Origin of the sequence: Ramlibacter alkalitolerans (genome assembly GCF_016722765.1) — a bacterium.
In the GTDB taxonomy this organism is placed as follows: domain Bacteria; phylum Pseudomonadota; class Gammaproteobacteria; order Burkholderiales; family Burkholderiaceae_C; genus Ramlibacter; species Ramlibacter alkalitolerans.
In genome coordinates this window covers 32135-45195 of the sequence record NZ_JAEQND010000001.1, presented here as the reverse complement: position 1 = coordinate 45195, position 13061 = coordinate 32135, and the positions used below count along the sequence as shown (strand labels likewise).

At 71.7% G+C, this 13061-nt stretch carries 15 protein-coding genes; 9 read left to right on the top strand and 6 right to left on the bottom strand.

Annotated features, from left to right (window positions below):
- Positions 1 to 11: 11 nt before the first annotated feature.
- Positions 12 to 260, top strand: a complete 249-nt coding sequence (locus tag JI746_RS00220) for a hypothetical protein (protein ID WP_201686771.1) — start codon at positions 12 to 14, stop codon at positions 258 to 260.
- A 19-nt stretch (positions 261 to 279) separates the two neighbouring features.
- On the opposite strand, the gene JI746_RS00215 is transcribed toward JI746_RS00220, so the two are convergent.
- Complete coding sequence (locus JI746_RS00215) at positions 280 to 1086, bottom strand: N-acyl homoserine lactonase family protein (protein WP_201686770.1); 807 nt, start codon at positions 1084 to 1086, stop codon at positions 280 to 282.
- Between the two features lie 103 nt (positions 1087 to 1189).
- On the opposite strand from JI746_RS00215, the gene JI746_RS00210 reads away from it, so the two are divergent.
- Entirely contained in the window at positions 1190 to 2407 is a 1218-nt protein-coding gene (locus JI746_RS00210; protein ID WP_201686769.1) for a helix-turn-helix domain-containing protein, read from the top strand.
- Between the two features lie 49 nt (positions 2408 to 2456).
- Complete coding sequence (locus tag JI746_RS00205) at positions 2457 to 3158, top strand: Vgb family protein (RefSeq protein WP_201686768.1); 702 nt, start codon at positions 2457 to 2459, stop codon at positions 3156 to 3158.
- A gap of 289 nt (positions 3159 to 3447) precedes the next feature.
- Here JI746_RS00205 and JI746_RS00200 read toward each other — a convergent pair whose 3' ends face one another.
- A complete protein-coding gene (locus JI746_RS00200) occupies positions 3448 to 3873 on the bottom strand; it encodes a YciI family protein (RefSeq protein WP_201686767.1) in 426 nt (141 codons plus the stop codon).
- Between the two features lie 282 nt (positions 3874 to 4155).
- Between JI746_RS00200 and JI746_RS00195 the strand changes: the two genes are divergently transcribed.
- From JI746_RS00195 to JI746_RS00180, 4 genes are read left to right on the top strand one after another with little or no spacing between them, the layout of a single operon-like run.
- Positions 4156 to 4455: a hypothetical protein gene (locus tag JI746_RS00195; protein WP_201686766.1), complete on the top strand. Its 300-nt coding sequence runs from the start codon at positions 4156 to 4158 to the stop codon at positions 4453 to 4455.
- Positions 4452 to 5432, top strand: a complete 981-nt coding sequence (locus tag JI746_RS00190; protein WP_201686765.1) for a DUF2272 domain-containing protein — start codon at positions 4452 to 4454, stop codon at positions 5430 to 5432. The genes JI746_RS00195 and JI746_RS00190 overlap by 4 nt, the downstream gene beginning before the upstream one ends.
- Before the next feature lie 49 nt (positions 5433 to 5481).
- Entirely contained in the window at positions 5482 to 5961 is a 480-nt protein-coding gene (locus JI746_RS00185; protein ID WP_201686764.1) for a VOC family protein, read from the top strand.
- Between the two features lie 41 nt (positions 5962 to 6002).
- Positions 6003 to 6716 carry an SOS response-associated peptidase gene (locus tag JI746_RS00180; RefSeq protein WP_201686763.1) on the top strand — a complete coding sequence of 238 codons (714 nt, stop codon included), beginning with the start codon at positions 6003 to 6005 and terminating at the stop codon, positions 6714 to 6716.
- Here the strand turns inward: JI746_RS00180 and JI746_RS00175 are convergent.
- From JI746_RS00175 to JI746_RS00160, 4 genes are all read right to left on the bottom strand, one after another.
- Entirely contained in the window at positions 6713 to 7450 is a 738-nt protein-coding gene (locus tag JI746_RS00175; RefSeq protein ID WP_201686762.1) for an RNA pseudouridine synthase, read from the bottom strand. The two genes, JI746_RS00180 and JI746_RS00175, sit on opposite strands and share 4 nt — an antisense overlap.
- A gap of 73 nt (positions 7451 to 7523) precedes the next feature.
- Positions 7524 to 8912, bottom strand: coding sequence for an MATE family efflux transporter (locus tag JI746_RS00170; RefSeq protein ID WP_201686761.1), 1389 nt, complete (start codon positions 8910 to 8912; stop codon positions 7524 to 7526).
- Positions 8909 to 9610, bottom strand: a complete 702-nt coding sequence (locus JI746_RS00165) for an SDR family oxidoreductase (protein WP_201686760.1) — start codon at positions 9608 to 9610, stop codon at positions 8909 to 8911. Before JI746_RS00165 ends, JI746_RS00170 begins: the two co-directional genes overlap by 4 nt.
- Before the next feature lie 73 nt (positions 9611 to 9683).
- On the bottom strand, positions 9684 to 10280 hold the full coding sequence (locus JI746_RS00160) for a TetR/AcrR family transcriptional regulator (protein ID WP_201686759.1): 597 nt from the start codon (positions 10278 to 10280) through the stop codon (positions 9684 to 9686).
- A 211-nt stretch (positions 10281 to 10491) separates the two neighbouring features.
- On the opposite strand from JI746_RS00160, the gene JI746_RS00155 reads away from it, so the two are divergent.
- Both JI746_RS00155 and JI746_RS00150 read left to right on the top strand, forming a co-directional pair.
- Entirely contained in the window at positions 10492 to 12183 is a 1692-nt protein-coding gene (locus JI746_RS00155; RefSeq protein ID WP_201686758.1) for an AMP-binding protein, read from the top strand.
- 109 nt (positions 12184 to 12292) lie between these two features.
- Positions 12293 to 12970, top strand: coding sequence for a DUF2306 domain-containing protein (locus JI746_RS00150; RefSeq protein WP_201686757.1), 678 nt, complete (start codon positions 12293 to 12295; stop codon positions 12968 to 12970).
- The last annotated feature ends 91 nt before the right edge of the window (positions 12971 to 13061 follow it).

Genomic DNA, 13061 nt, shown 5'->3' with positions numbered 1-13061 from the left:
AAGGCACGGCCATGCAGGAAAAAACCTCCGATCCGCATCCGCTGAGCGACCTGGCGTACGACTGGATCACGCTGATCCAGAACAAGGCGCAGGCCCTGAACGCGTACGACCAGTACATCAAGGACGCGGAAGCCGCGAAATCCCCGGAGTGCGCGGCCTTCTTCCGCAAGGTCCACGACGCCGACAAGGCGCACCTGGCCGAGGCCAAGGAGCACCTGGTGAAGGTGCTCCAGGGCCAGATGGGCTCGGGCGGGCGCTGACGCGCGCTGCGCGCGGCGGCTACCTTGCTGCCGCGGGGAACGCCGGCAGCTTGCCGATGTCGCGCGGGTCGTGCTGGATGATGACGGTCGCCTTCAGGTTCTTCTCGATCTGCTTGAGCCGGTCCAGCGAAGCGAGCGTTTCCGCGCGGTCGTAGTTGAAGCCCGGAACGCCGTTGTTCTGGTAGTTCTCGTGGAAGTGCGCCGCGTCGCCGATCAGGAGCACGGGGCCTTTCTCCTTCAGCCGCACCAGCAGCGCCTGGTGGCCCGGGGTGTGGCCCGGCGTGCGCAGGACGACGACCGTGCCGTCGCCGAACACGTCCTTGTCCGCCGCCTGCGTTTCCAGCTTGCCGCCGCCGCTGATCCAGTGCGTGAAGCCGGCCACGTTGGCGCCGGCCATCGGCTTGGGCGCCGTGAGCGCGGCCCATTCGCGCTCGCCGATCAGCAGCGTCGCGTTCGGCACGGTATTGAGCTGGCCGGTGTGGTCGGCATGGAAGTGGCTGATGCCGACGAACTTCACCTGCTCGGGCTTGACCTTGAGCTGCGTGAGCTGGTCCAGCAGCGTCACGGTCGGCGCGTTGGGGTTGGAACCCGGCAGGTAGCCCGTGTCCCAGAGCATGTATTCGTCGCCATGCCGGATCAGGTAGCAGCTGAAGGTGAAGGGCACGCGCGGCTCGGTATAGGCGAAGGTGTCGCTGAAGCGGCGCTGGTCGTTGAAGCCGTTGCCGCATTCGAGGCGCGTCAGCGTCAGCTCGGCGGCTGGCTGGGCCGCAGCGGAAAGAGCGCCGAAGGCACTGGCGATCACCAAGGCGTGAAGCGTCTGTCGCATCGAGATCTCCTGGGGACGTGAGAGGAATGCGGATCGGGCGCGAGTGTGCCTCATCCTTCCTTTCGCGTCATGGGCCTGCGCGCGGCAGGGTAGGCTTGGCGCGATGGATGCCCTGATCGCCGCTTCGGCGCGCGCGCTCGCCGCCGGCGACGCGCTGGTCGCGCTCAAGCACGTGGCGCTGCGCGACGATCCGCCGGCGCTGGCCTTGCGCGGCATCGCGATGGCACGGCTGGGTGAACTGGCGCGCTCGCGCGAACTGCTGCGGCGTGCGGCGCGCGCCTTCGGCCACGAGGAGCTCGCGCGTGCGCGCTGCGTGCTCGCGGACGCCGAGGTGGCGCTGGCCATGCGCGATCTCGCGGGCCCGGCGCGCACGCTGGCCGCGGCCTGCGCCACCTTCGAGAAGCACGGCGACCGCGCCAACGCACTGCACGCCAGATTGATCGCGGCCCGGCGCCTGCTGTTGCTCGGGCGGCTGGCCGACGCCGCCGCCACGCTGGGGAGCATCGCTCCCGCGGGGCTGCCGGCAAGCTCCGTCGCCGTCGCGGAGCTCACCGCCGCGGAACTGGCGCTGCGTTCGCTGCGCTGCGGCCCGGCCGCAGCGGCGCTGGCGCGCGCCGACCAGGCCGCGTACCGGGCGGGCATTCCGGCACTGATCGCCGAGGTCGCCGAGGCGCGTGCGGCGCTCGAGCGGCCGGCGGCGCGGCGCATCGCGGCGGGCCGTGTGCAATCGCTGCGCCTGCACGAGGTGGAGGCCTGCCTCGCCTCGGGCGCGCTGGTGCTCGATGCCTGCAGGCGCGGGCTGGCCGGTGCCGGCACGTGGCAGCCCCTGGCGCGCCGGCCGATCCTGTTCGCGCTGGCGCGCATGCTGGCGGAGGCGTGGCCGCAGGACGTGGAGCGCGATGCGCTGATCGCGACCGCCTTTCGCACCCGCCGGCCGGACGAAACGCACCGCGCGCGCCTGCGGGTGGAGATCGGCCGCCTGCGCCGGCTGCTGCAGGCGCTGGCAGCGATCGAGGCGACGCCGCGCGGCTTCGTGCTGCAGCCGCGCGATGGCCGCGAAGTGGTGGTGCTGGCGCCGCCCGTCGACGGCGAGCAGGCCTCGCTGCTGGCCCTGCTGTCCGATGGCGCCGCGTGGTCGACCTCCGCATTGGCGCTGGCGCTCGGTGCCAGCCAGCGCACGGTGCAGCGCGCCGTCTCGGCGCTCGAGACCTCGGGCCAGTTGCGCGGGATCGGCCAGGCGCGCGCGCGCCGCTGGCTCGCCGCGCCGCTGGTGGGTTTCACGACAATCTTGTTACTCCCCGCTTCGCTGCCGGCTGCGTAGAGTCCTTTCACCGCGCCGCTCCAGGCGCAATTCGAAAGGAAGCGTTCCCATGACGACCAGGATCGGCGAGCGGCCCACGGCCGCGGCCAGCGGGGCGGAGATCGTGCGCGAGTTCGGCCCCTTCGCCCCCGGCGGCCAGGTGCACGGGGTGAGCTACGACGGCGAGCGCGTCTGGGCCGCCACCGGCGCGCAGCTGCTGGCGCTCGACCCGCGCAGCGGAGAGGTCACGCGCAGCCTGCCGCACGCCTGCGATGCCGGCACCGCCTTCGACGGCAGGCATCTGTGGCAGATCGCCGAGTCGCGCATCGACAAGATCGATCCGGCCTCAGGCGAAGTGCTGGCCTCCATTCCGGCACCGGGCGCCGGCAGCGACTCCGGCCTGGCCTGGGCCGAGGGCAGCCTGTGGGTCGGCAACTACCGCGGCCGCAGGATCCACCAGATCGATCCCGCCACCGGTGCGATCCGCCGCACCATCGAATCGAACCGCTTCGTCACCGGCGTCACCTGGGTGGAGGGCGAGCTGTGGCACGGCACCTGGGAGGCCGACGAGAGCGAGCTGCGCCGCATCGATGCGCGCACGGGCGAGGTGCTGGCGCGCCTGGAGATGCCGCCCGGCACGGGCGTGAGCGGGCTCGAGTCCGACGGCGCCGATCTCCTGTACTGCGGCGGCGGCAGCAGCGGCAAGGTGCGCGCCGTGCGGCGCCCTCGGGCCCAGGGCAAGTCGGCCTCCGTCGCGCGGAGCACACCATGACCCATCCGACCCGACGGCGCCGCCTCGCAGGCTGGCGGTGAGCCGCGCAGCGCGCGAACGCGGGCGTTGAAGTCGGACCTTGAAGTCGGACCACCAGAACGCAAAAGCCGCAAAGGCTACGCAAAAGCCGCAAAAGGACATCCACCTGGAAGTGGGTCCCTTTTGCGGGTCTTGCGCTTCTTTCGCGGCTTTTGCGTTTGGCTGTCTTCTGCTGCGTCGGCTGCGGCGCGTGAGCCGGGATCACGTCTTCGACGCGGCCGAGGGAAAGCATGGACCGGGCGCCGCGCCGTCAGCCCTTGCCGGCCAGCTCCGCGCGCAGCCGGTCCTCCTGCTGCCGCAGTTCCGGCGTCATGGCCTCGCCGAAGTCCTCGGCGGAGAACACCTGGCGGATCTCGATCTCGGATTCGCCGGGCATCGGGTTCGGGCAGCGCTTGACCCAGTCGATCGCCTCCTGCAGCGAAGCGCATTGCCAGAGCCAGAAGCCCGCGACCAGCTCGCCGGTCTGCGGGAACGGACCGGGCGTGACGGTGCGGTCGGCGCCGGAGAAGCGCACGCGGGCGCCCTTCGCGCTGGGATGCAGGCCCTCGCCGGCCTGCATCACGCCGGCCTTGACCAGTTCCTCGTTGAAGCGGCCCATCTCGGCCAGCAACTGCTCGCTCGGCATCACGCCGGCCTCGCTCTCGCGCGTGGCTTTCACCAGGATCATGAATCGCATGCGGGACTCCTTGGGTTGGTTGCGGAAGCTTGACGCCTCATCCCCATGACGAACCGGCGGCGCCGGAATCGACATCGTGCCGGCGCGCAAAGCGTACGCACCGCCCGCTAAATGGGGACCGGCCCGTGCCCTATACTGTACGCATGAACAGTGATTCGATGCGGTTCACCCACCGGCTCCACCTCCGCTCGAATCGCTCCCGCGCGTAGCCCGGCGCCGTGCTGGTCACCGTGTTTCGCACGCGGCACCGGGGCATCCGCCTGCCGGCGGCCGGCGGCCGGCGTGCGGGGGCAGTTGCAGCTGGGGCTCTGGCGCGTGCGCTATACGCGCCAGCTGGCAGCCAGGCTCGCGAGCGAGGACGACCCCGCGGCCTTGCTGCTGCCCGAGCTGCTGCCCGCGAGCGTGGAGCGCATCACCTGCAAGGGCATCGTGATCGCCGGCACGGAAGTCGTTGCGCGGCGGGCGGCCGCCAAGTCGGGTGCCGATCGCTACCCGCAGACGTGGTGGTGCCTGGTGCACGGCGAGCCGCTCCACGCGGACGCCGAGGGTCGCCTGCACGGCGCGGGCAGAATGGCCCGATGACGCCCTCCCTGCTCCGCTGGATCGGCAGCGCGGTGCTCTGTGCCTGCGCCGGCCTGGTGTCGACTGCGGCTGCCGCCGGCAGCTCCGCCTGTGCCGAAGGCGCGCGGCGCCCGATCGGCGATGCGCGCATCCACCTGGCGATCGACGAGGCACGGCGGCAGCACCAGTTGTTCGGCGGCCAGACGATAGAGCGCAACGGCGGCCTGTTCCATGTCGGCTATCACGAGGCGGAGTGGGACCGGCCGCCGGGCGAGGGCACCCCCACCTGGGAGCGCGTGGCGACGTTCTGGCGGGCGCTGTCGGACTCCGAGCCGCCGCGGCTGATGACGAGCGTCGGGCGGGTGGCACGCGCGGAAGCCGCCCGCGATGCCGCAGCGGGTGGCATCGCGCCGCGGGCGGAGGTGGCGGTGCGCGAGGCGCTGCTGCGCACCGCGATCGTCGATACGCCGTGGTCCGCCGCGTTCATCAGCTACCTGATGAAGACCGCGGGCTTCTCGGGCGCCGAATTCGCGTTCTCCGACAGCCATGCCGACTACGTGCAGGCGGCGCTCGAAACCTCGGCTGCGGAAGCCGCCGGCCAGCCGGCGACGCATGCCTTTCGCGCCTGCGACGTCGCCACGACGCGGCCGCGCGCCGGCGACCTGCTCTGTGCCACGCGCGGCAGCACCGCGGGCGTGGCCAGCCTGGCCGCGCTAGCCGCCGCCTTCGCCGAGCGCCGACGCGGCCAGGACTTCCCCATGCATTGCGAACTCGTCGTGCGCGCCGACCAGGCAGGAGACGCCAAGCTCGAAACCATCGGCGGCAACGTGGTGCAGTCCGTGACGCTGTCGCGCATGACGCTGAACGCCGACAAGGTGCTGAGCGGCGGCTACTTCGGCAGCGCCGCGCCACGCCCCGACTGTTCGCGCGCCGGGCCGCCGTGCCGCGGGCACCTGGGCCGCCGTCCCTGGGTGGTGCTGCTGCAGTCCAGGAACTGAATCCGTGGCAGACTCTCCCGCGCCCCCTGTCACCCGCTGGAGGACCACCATGGCGAGCAAGAACACCATCTGTCTCTGGTACGACGGCACGGCCCTGGAGGCCGCGCAGTTCTATGCCCGGACGTTTCCCGACAGCGCCGTGCAGGCCGTGCATCGCGCGCCTGGCGACTACCCCGCCGGCAAGGAGGGCGATGTGCTGACCGTGGAATTCACCGTGATGGGCATCCCGTGCCTCGGCTTGAACGGCGGCCCCGAGTTCCGGCACAACGAGGCCTTCTCGTTCCAGGTCGCAACCGAGGACCAGGCCGAGACCGATCGCCTGTGGAACGCGATCGTCGGCAACTGCGGCCAGGAAAGCGCCTGCGGCTGGTGCAAGGACCGCTGGGGCCTGTCGTGGCAGATCACGCCGCGGGCGCTCACGGACGCGATCACCGATCCCGACCCTGCCGCGGCCAGGCGCGCCTTCGAAGCGATGATGCAGATGGGGAAGATCGACATCGCTGCCATCGAAGCGGCACGGCGCGGCTGAGGCCTCGCGGCGCTGCGGTCCGGCCACGGGAGCATCCGCGCGTGTGCAGCAACTACCAACCCGTCACGCGCAAGGACCGGCTCCTGGGCTTCTTCGGCGTGGAGCGGGAGCGCGACGACGCCCCCGTGGACACCTGGCCCACCGGCCTGGCCCCCTTCATCCGGCTGGCGCAGGAGGGCTCGGGCCACCGCCGCATCGTGCACGACGGGATCTTCGGCCTGCTCCCCGCGTTCGCCAAGGAACTGGCCTTCGGCCGCCGCACGTACAACGCCCGCAGCGAAACGGTGCACCAGTTGCCCAGCTTCCGCGACAGCTGGCGCAAGGGCTTGCGCTGCATCATCCCGGCGGAGGTGATCTACGAGCCCTTCTTCGCCCACGATGCCGCGCGGGCCGAGCGCTGGGCCATCTACCAGCCGGGGGCCGTGCCGATGGGCATCGCCGGCATCTACGCGCAGTGGCGGCATCCCGAAGGGCACGAGCTGTTCTCGTTCGCGATGCTCACCGTCAACGCCGACGAACATCCGTTCTATCGCCGCTTCCATCGCCCCGGCGACGAGAAGCGCATGCCGATCATCCTCGCACCGCAGGACTACGACGCCTGGCTCGCTTGCCCGGTGCAGGAGGCGCCGGCTTTCTTCCGTGCCTGGACCGGAGAACTCCTGGCCGAAGCAGCGCCGCTGCCGCCGCGCGCGCCGCGGGCCAGCAGCGTCCGCACCAGCCGGCCGCCGCCGCCCGAGCAGGAAGGCCTGTTCTAGAAGCGCTCGCCCGCTGCGAGGTAGCGCCACTGGCCCGGCGGCAGGCCGGCCATGGGCACGCGGCCGATGCGCAGGCGGCGCAGCGCCGTGAGCTTCAGGCCCACCTGCGCGCACATCCACGGCACCATCTCCGGAGCGATGCCCTTGACGGCGAAGCGCAGCCGCGCCTCGCTCTGCCAGCTCACGCGGGCCGGCGGCAGCGGGCGGCCTTCGAACACCAGGCCTGCGCACAGCCGCGACAAGCCGCCGGGGACCAGGGTGCCGGTGACCTCGGCGACGAGTTCCTGCTCGATCACGTTGGCGTCCTCGCGCAGCTTGCGCACGATCCTCGCGTCCTGGCTGAAGACGGACAGGCCCTCCGCCGGCTTGGGCAGCGCCAGCAGCGCGGCGAGGCCGACGGCGTGGCTCTTGACCCGGCGGATGCCGGACGTGTCGCCTTGCCAGTGCGTCGCCGCGCCAAGCAGGGCCTGCGCATCTTCGGTGCGCGTGCCCGGCGGCTTGTGCAGCAGGAAGGTCGCGGGTGTCGCGGGTTGCAGGTTGGCGCGCGCGTCGATCTCGACCTTCTCGCCGGACACGCGGAACTGCGGTTCTTCCACCACCTTGCCGTTCACGCGCACCCAGCCTTCGGCGATGTACTGCTCAGCCTCGCGGCGCGAGCAGGGCACCAGGGCGGCGACGACTTTCGACAGGCGCTTCGGTTCTTCGGGCAGGTGGGCCGGTGCCGGCGCCGTCATCGGACTGACCTCGAGTGCGGGGGAGGCTCATCATAGCTGCGGGCTCCTGCGTCATGAGCGCTGCGATCCCGCATCACGCCGGCTGCCGCGGCCCCCAGTCGGCCAGGTAGGTCGCGAGGCACAGCGTCAGCCCCATCACCGCGAGGCTGGCTGCGATCACGCCATGGAGCGACTCGGGCGGGGCGCCGGCGACGCGCACGGCAAACCACCCGCCCAGTGCGACCACGAGCAGGCGCGCGGTGCTCGCCACCAGCGCCCAGCGCATGCGGCCCGCGCCCTGGGAAGCGAAGAACAGCGCGAGCCCGAGGCCGAAGAAGCCGTAGCAGCCGCCCACGATGCGCAGGTAGGCGCTGCCGGCCGCCTGCACCGCGGCGTCGGCGGTGAAGAGCGCCATCCACAGCTGCGGCCGGAGCGCGGCGACGAGGCCGATCGCACCCGTGACCGCCCAGACGAGGCCCGCGCCCGCCCACGTGACGCGCTTGGCGCGTTGCGGCTGCCGCGCGCCGAGGTTGGTTGCGACCATGGCCGTGAGCGCGCTGCCGAAGCCGAAGGCGATCGGCACCAGGATGTATTCGAGCCTGGCCGCGATGCCGTACGCGGCGACCGCCAGGCTGCCGAAGGTGGCGACGTAGGAAGTCGCCAGTGCGATGGAGCCGTTGCTCAGCATCGGGTTGATGGAGGAGGGCAGGGCGACGTCCAGGATGCGGCGGAAGGCGGATCGCTGCAGCTGCCAGCGCGGGCCGACGATGCGGACCGCGCGGCCGGGACGCGACAGCCATGCGAGCAGTCCGAGGGCCGCGATGGCATTGCAGGTCACCGTGCTGGCCGCTGCGCCGGCCACGCCGAGCGGCGGGACCATGCCGCCGCCGAACACCAGCCAGGGGCACAGCATCAGGTGCATGGCGGTGGTGGCCACCAGGGCCAGGGCCGCCGGCAGCATGTTGCCGGTGCCGCGTGCGACGCCGGCGAGCACATTGACCGACCACACGGCCGCGGCGCCCGGGAACAGCACGCCGGCATAGCTGCTCGCCTGCGCCAGCACGCCGTCGCGCGCGCCCATCGCGGCGTAGAGGGCCGGGCTGGCCGCGAGCAGCGTGAAGAGCAGCGACGCGGCCAGCCCCAGGAGCAGCGCGTGTTGCGCGAGGCGTGTCGCCTGCGGAGCGTCACCCGCCCCGAGCGCACGCGCGACGGCGGCCGTGGTGCTGCCACCGAGCCCGCCGGCCGACATCTGCAGCATCAGCATCGCCAGCGGCAGGACCACGGCGACGCCGGCGAGGGCGTCGGGGCCCAGCCGGCCCACGATGTAGCCGTCGAAGCCGATCACGACCGTGTTGGCGAACAGCCCCAGCACGTTCGGCGTCGCCAGGCCCAGCAAGGTGGGCAGCACGGGGCCGCGCAGCATCCTGTGCGTGGCCGACGTGGCAGCCGTGGCCGCCGCCGCGGGCAGGGTGGCCGTGCTCACGCGGCCTCCAGGTAGGCCGCGGCAGCGCCGGAGAGCGACTGCTTGACCTGCCGCGTGAGCGCGTCGGCCATCACTTCGCCGGCGCCCGCTTCCAGGCCGTCGAAGGCCAGGCGAACGATGTCTTCGGGCGCGGATTTCGGCGCCGCGATGCCTTGCGCCAGGCGCGTGTCGACGAAACCCATGTGCAAGGCCGTGACCTGCGTGCCCTGCGCGCGCAGTTCGTGGCGCAGCCCGTTGGTCAGGGCCCAGGCGGCCGACTTGGTGGCGCCGTAGGTGCCCAGCAGCGGTCGGTTGACCCAGCTGGCGACCGAGAGCACGTTCAGCAGCGCGCCGCCGCCGTTGCGCGCGAGCACGGGCGCGAAGGCCTGCGCCATGCGCAGCATGCCGAAGAAGTTGGTCTCCATCTGCCAGCGCGTGGACCCGAGCGTCGGGTCCTCCAGGAAGCCGCCGGGGGTCGCCACGCCTGCGTTGTTGATCACGAGCGTGACGTCGCCGCAATCGCGGGCGGCACGCGCGACCTGGTCGGCGTCGGTCACATCGAGCTGCACCGGAAGCACGCCCGCGAGCTGCACGCTGGCGGGGTCGCGCGCGGCGGCATACACGCGGCGGGCGCCGCGCTGGAGGGCTTCGCGGGCGAAAGCCAGGCCGATGCCGCGATTGGCACCGGTGATGAGGACGACGGCATTGGCGAGTTGCATGGGGGCTCCTGGTTCATATGACGACCGTCATATTGGCGGCCGCGGGGAAGCGCGCCGGGTGGCGCGCACGCTTTCAGCGGCCTTCGGGCCGCGGGGATTCGAACTGGTCCAGCAGGAACTGCCGTGCCGCGGCAAGCTGGCGCCGGCCGCTGGCGTTGTCGCCGAGTGCGCGGGCGATCTGCAGCGCGCCGATCAGCTGCGCGGCGACCACGCCGGCCGTACCCGCGGCCTGCCCGGGCGGCAGCGCGGCTTCGACGGCAGCCAGCAGGGAATCGATGCGGCCCTGCGCCGCCTCGCGCACCGCCTCGCCCTGGCGCGGCATTTCGGAGGCCAGTGCGGCCACCGGGCAGCCGCTGTCCACCGACTTCAGGTGCGGCTCGGACAGGTAGCTCTCGACCAGCGCGCGGAAGCGGCTCGCGCCCCTGGCCTCGCGCGCGGCGATCGAGCGGTCGAGCCGCACGCGGCTGTCCTGACCGGCGCGCTCCAGGGCTTCGGCCAGCAGCGCCTCGCGCGAGGGGAAGTGGGCGTAGAAGCCGCCGTGGGTGAGGCCGGCGCGCTTCATGATGTCGGCCACGCCGACGCCGTAGAAGCCGGTCTCGCGCAGCACGCGCGCGGCCGTGTCGACGATGCGGTCGTGCGTCAGCTGCTTGCGGGTGGGGGCGGTTTCCATGGCGACAGGGGGAGTGGATGGCGTGCAGCATAGGGCGAATATGATGACCATCATTTCGACAGGGGCGGGCGCCTGCTCTGCGGTCCGGTGCCCGGGTGGAAACCCCCTTCGGCCGCCGCCCGCCGGGCGATCATGATGCGCAGCAAGACTGCGCAGGGGCGCGGTCGCTGCGAATGGCGGCCGCGGCGAGCGGCGGCCAAGGAGGAAAGCCATGAGTGATGCAAGCCCGTTCCTGCGTGCCCGCGACTTCCTGCTGGCGCACCGCACGGACTACGACACGGCGTACCGCGACTTCCGCTGGCCCGCGCTGGACGCGTTCAACTGGGCGCTCGATCACTTCGATGCCCTGGCCGCCGGCAACGACGCACCGGCGCTGTGGATCGTCGAAGAGGACGGCAGCCAGCAGAAGCTGTCCTTCCGCGAGATGGCGGCGCGCTCGAACCGGACGGCCAACTTCCTGCGCGAGCAGGGCGTGCGCCGCGGCGACCGCATCCTGCTGATGCTGGGCAACGAAGTCGCACTCTGGGAGATCATGCTGGCGGCGATGAAGCTCGGCGCGGTGCTCATCCCGGCCACCACGCTGCTCACTCCGCAGGACGTGCTCGATCGGGTGCAGCGCGGGCACGTGAAGTTCGCGATCACCGCGGCGGCGGCCAGCGCGGAGAAGTTCGCGCTGCTGCCGCAAGGCTGCGGGCGCATCTCCGTCGGCGGCGCCGCACCGGGATGCACCGAGTACGCTCCCGCGTCGCAGCCGGAGCGGTTCGAGCCGGATGGCATCACGAAGGCAACCGACCCGCTGCTGCTGTACTTCACCTCCGGCACGACGGCGCAACCGAAGCTGGTCCTGCACTCGCACCAGAGCTATCCGGTGGGCCATCTCTCCACGATGTACTGGCTGGGCCTGCAACCGGGCGACGTGCACCTGAACATCTCCTCGCCGGGCTGGGCCAAGCACGCGTGGAGCTGCTTCTTCGCGCCCTGGAACGCCGGCGCCTGCATCTTCATCTCGAACTACCGCCGCTTCCAGGCCGCGGCCCTGCTCGATGTGCTGTCCACGTACGGCGTGACCTCCCTGTGCGCGCCGCCCACCGTCTGGCGCATGTTGATCCAGGAGGACCTCGCCGCGCATGCGGGCCGGCTGCGACTGCGCGAGGTGATCGGGGCCGGCGAGCCGCTGAACCCGGAGATCATCGAGCGGGTGCGCGCGGCCTGGGGCCTGGCCCTGCGCGACGGCTTCGGGCAGACCGAGACGACCGCGCAGGTGGGCAATTCGCCGGGCCAGCCGCTCAAGCCCGGCTCGATGGGGCGGCCGCTCCCCGGCTACCGGGTGGTGCTCCTCGACGTCAATGGGCAGGAGAGCGACCAGGGGGAACTGTGCCTGCCGCTGGATGCGCGGCCCCTGGGGCTGATGGACGGCTACATCGACAGCCCGGAGCGCACGGCCGATGCCATGCGCGACGACGCGTACCACACCGGCGACATCGCGACGCGCGACGCCGACGGCTACATCACCTACGTCGGCCGCACCGACGACGTGTTCAAGGCCTCCGACTACCGCATCAGCCCGTTCGAGCTGGAAAGCGTGCTGATCGAGCATCCCGCGGTGGCCGAAGCGGCCGTCGTGCCGAGTCCCGACCCGGTGCGCCTGGCGGTGCCGAAAGCGTTCGTCGTGCTCGTTCCGGGGCGCGCAGCGGGCGCCGACGTGGCGCGCGAGCTGTTCGCCTTCCTGCGCCAGCAACTGCCTGCCTACAAGCGCATTCGCCGGCTCGAATTCGCCGAACTGCCCAAGACGATCTCCGGGAAGATCCGCCGGGTGGAACTGCGCGGCAAGGAGGCGGAGCGGCGCGCCAGCGGCGACCGGGGCGCCATGGAGTTCTTCGAGGAGGACTTCCCGGCGACGTGAACGCGCCGGCCCTCGTTCAAATGGGGGTGCACTTTGTGACAGAGCTTGCCAGCCTGGATTCGCCTTCCCAGAATGTTCTTGCATGCATCCTGGCATGGAGGGAGGCGATATGCGCTACGCGACGGAAGCCCACGTCATCGAAGGCCACGCCGGTCACCCTCTGCCGAGGTGGCCCTCCTCCTTCCTGCTCCTGGCCCTGGGCGTGCTCGCCGGGATGACCGCGCTGGTCTTCCTCGTCGTGGAACTGCCCTTGCTGCTCGGAAGGAACCCCGCCTGGTCGGCCCGCATCGGCCCCTATGCCGGCATCCTCCATGTCCATGCAGCCTGTGGCGTGCTGGCCTTGTTCAGCGGGCCGCTCCAGTTCGTGCCCTGGGTGCGGCAGGCGCATCCGGCGCTGCATCGCGCCCTGGGCCATGCCTATCTCGCGGCGATCGCCGTGGCCGGGCCGCTGGCCGTCTGGGTCGCCGTGTTCCATGCCGACCCCCAGGAAGGCCTGGCAGCCACCGTCCAGGGCGTGCTCTGGATGTGCACGTCGGCGACGGCCCTGATGGCCGTGCGCAGGCGCGACCTCGCCACGCACCGCCTGTGGATGGCCCGCAGCTATGCGTTGACCTTCACCTTCGTGCTGCACCGGTACGTGATCGAGATCCTGGGCCTGCGCCTGCCTGCCGACCTCGGCGGAACGGCGGCCTTCATCTGGCTGCTCACGATCGGGGTGATCTTCGTCTCCGACTCCATCGTCGCCTTCTACCGGCCTGCGAAACAGCCCCTGACGACCGCTGGCTGAGCCGCTGTCGCGGAAAGAGGGTGGCGCCGCGGCGCGCGCTGGCCTACAGTGCCCCTTCCGCACCACGGAGAACGTCCCATGCCGATTCGTA

Coding starts and splice junctions, on each gene's coding strand:
- JI746_RS00220 (WP_201686771.1), top strand. CDS start 12: ATGCAGGAAAAAACCTCCGATCCGCATCCGCTGAGCGACCTGGCGTAC.
- JI746_RS00215 (WP_201686770.1), bottom strand. CDS start 1,086: ATGCGACAGACGCTTCACGCCTTGGTGATCGCCAGTGCCTTCGGCGCT.
- JI746_RS00210 (WP_201686769.1), top strand. CDS start 1,190: ATGGATGCCCTGATCGCCGCTTCGGCGCGCGCGCTCGCCGCCGGCGAC.
- JI746_RS00205 (WP_201686768.1), top strand. CDS start 2,457: ATGACGACCAGGATCGGCGAGCGGCCCACGGCCGCGGCCAGCGGGGCG.
- JI746_RS00200 (WP_201686767.1), bottom strand. CDS start 3,873: ATGCGATTCATGATCCTGGTGAAAGCCACGCGCGAGAGCGAGGCCGGC.
- JI746_RS00190 (WP_201686765.1), top strand. CDS start 4,452: ATGACGCCCTCCCTGCTCCGCTGGATCGGCAGCGCGGTGCTCTGTGCC.
- JI746_RS00185 (WP_201686764.1), top strand. CDS start 5,482: ATGGCGAGCAAGAACACCATCTGTCTCTGGTACGACGGCACGGCCCTG.
- JI746_RS00175 (WP_201686762.1), bottom strand. CDS start 7,450: ATGACGGCGCCGGCACCGGCCCACCTGCCCGAAGAACCGAAGCGCCTG.
- JI746_RS00165 (WP_201686760.1), bottom strand. CDS start 9,610: ATGCAACTCGCCAATGCCGTCGTCCTCATCACCGGTGCCAATCGCGGC.
- JI746_RS00160 (WP_201686759.1), bottom strand. CDS start 10,280: ATGGAAACCGCCCCCACCCGCAAGCAGCTGACGCACGACCGCATCGTC.
- JI746_RS00155 (WP_201686758.1), top strand. CDS start 10,492: ATGAGTGATGCAAGCCCGTTCCTGCGTGCCCGCGACTTCCTGCTGGCG.
- JI746_RS00150 (WP_201686757.1), top strand. CDS start 12,293: ATGCGCTACGCGACGGAAGCCCACGTCATCGAAGGCCACGCCGGTCAC.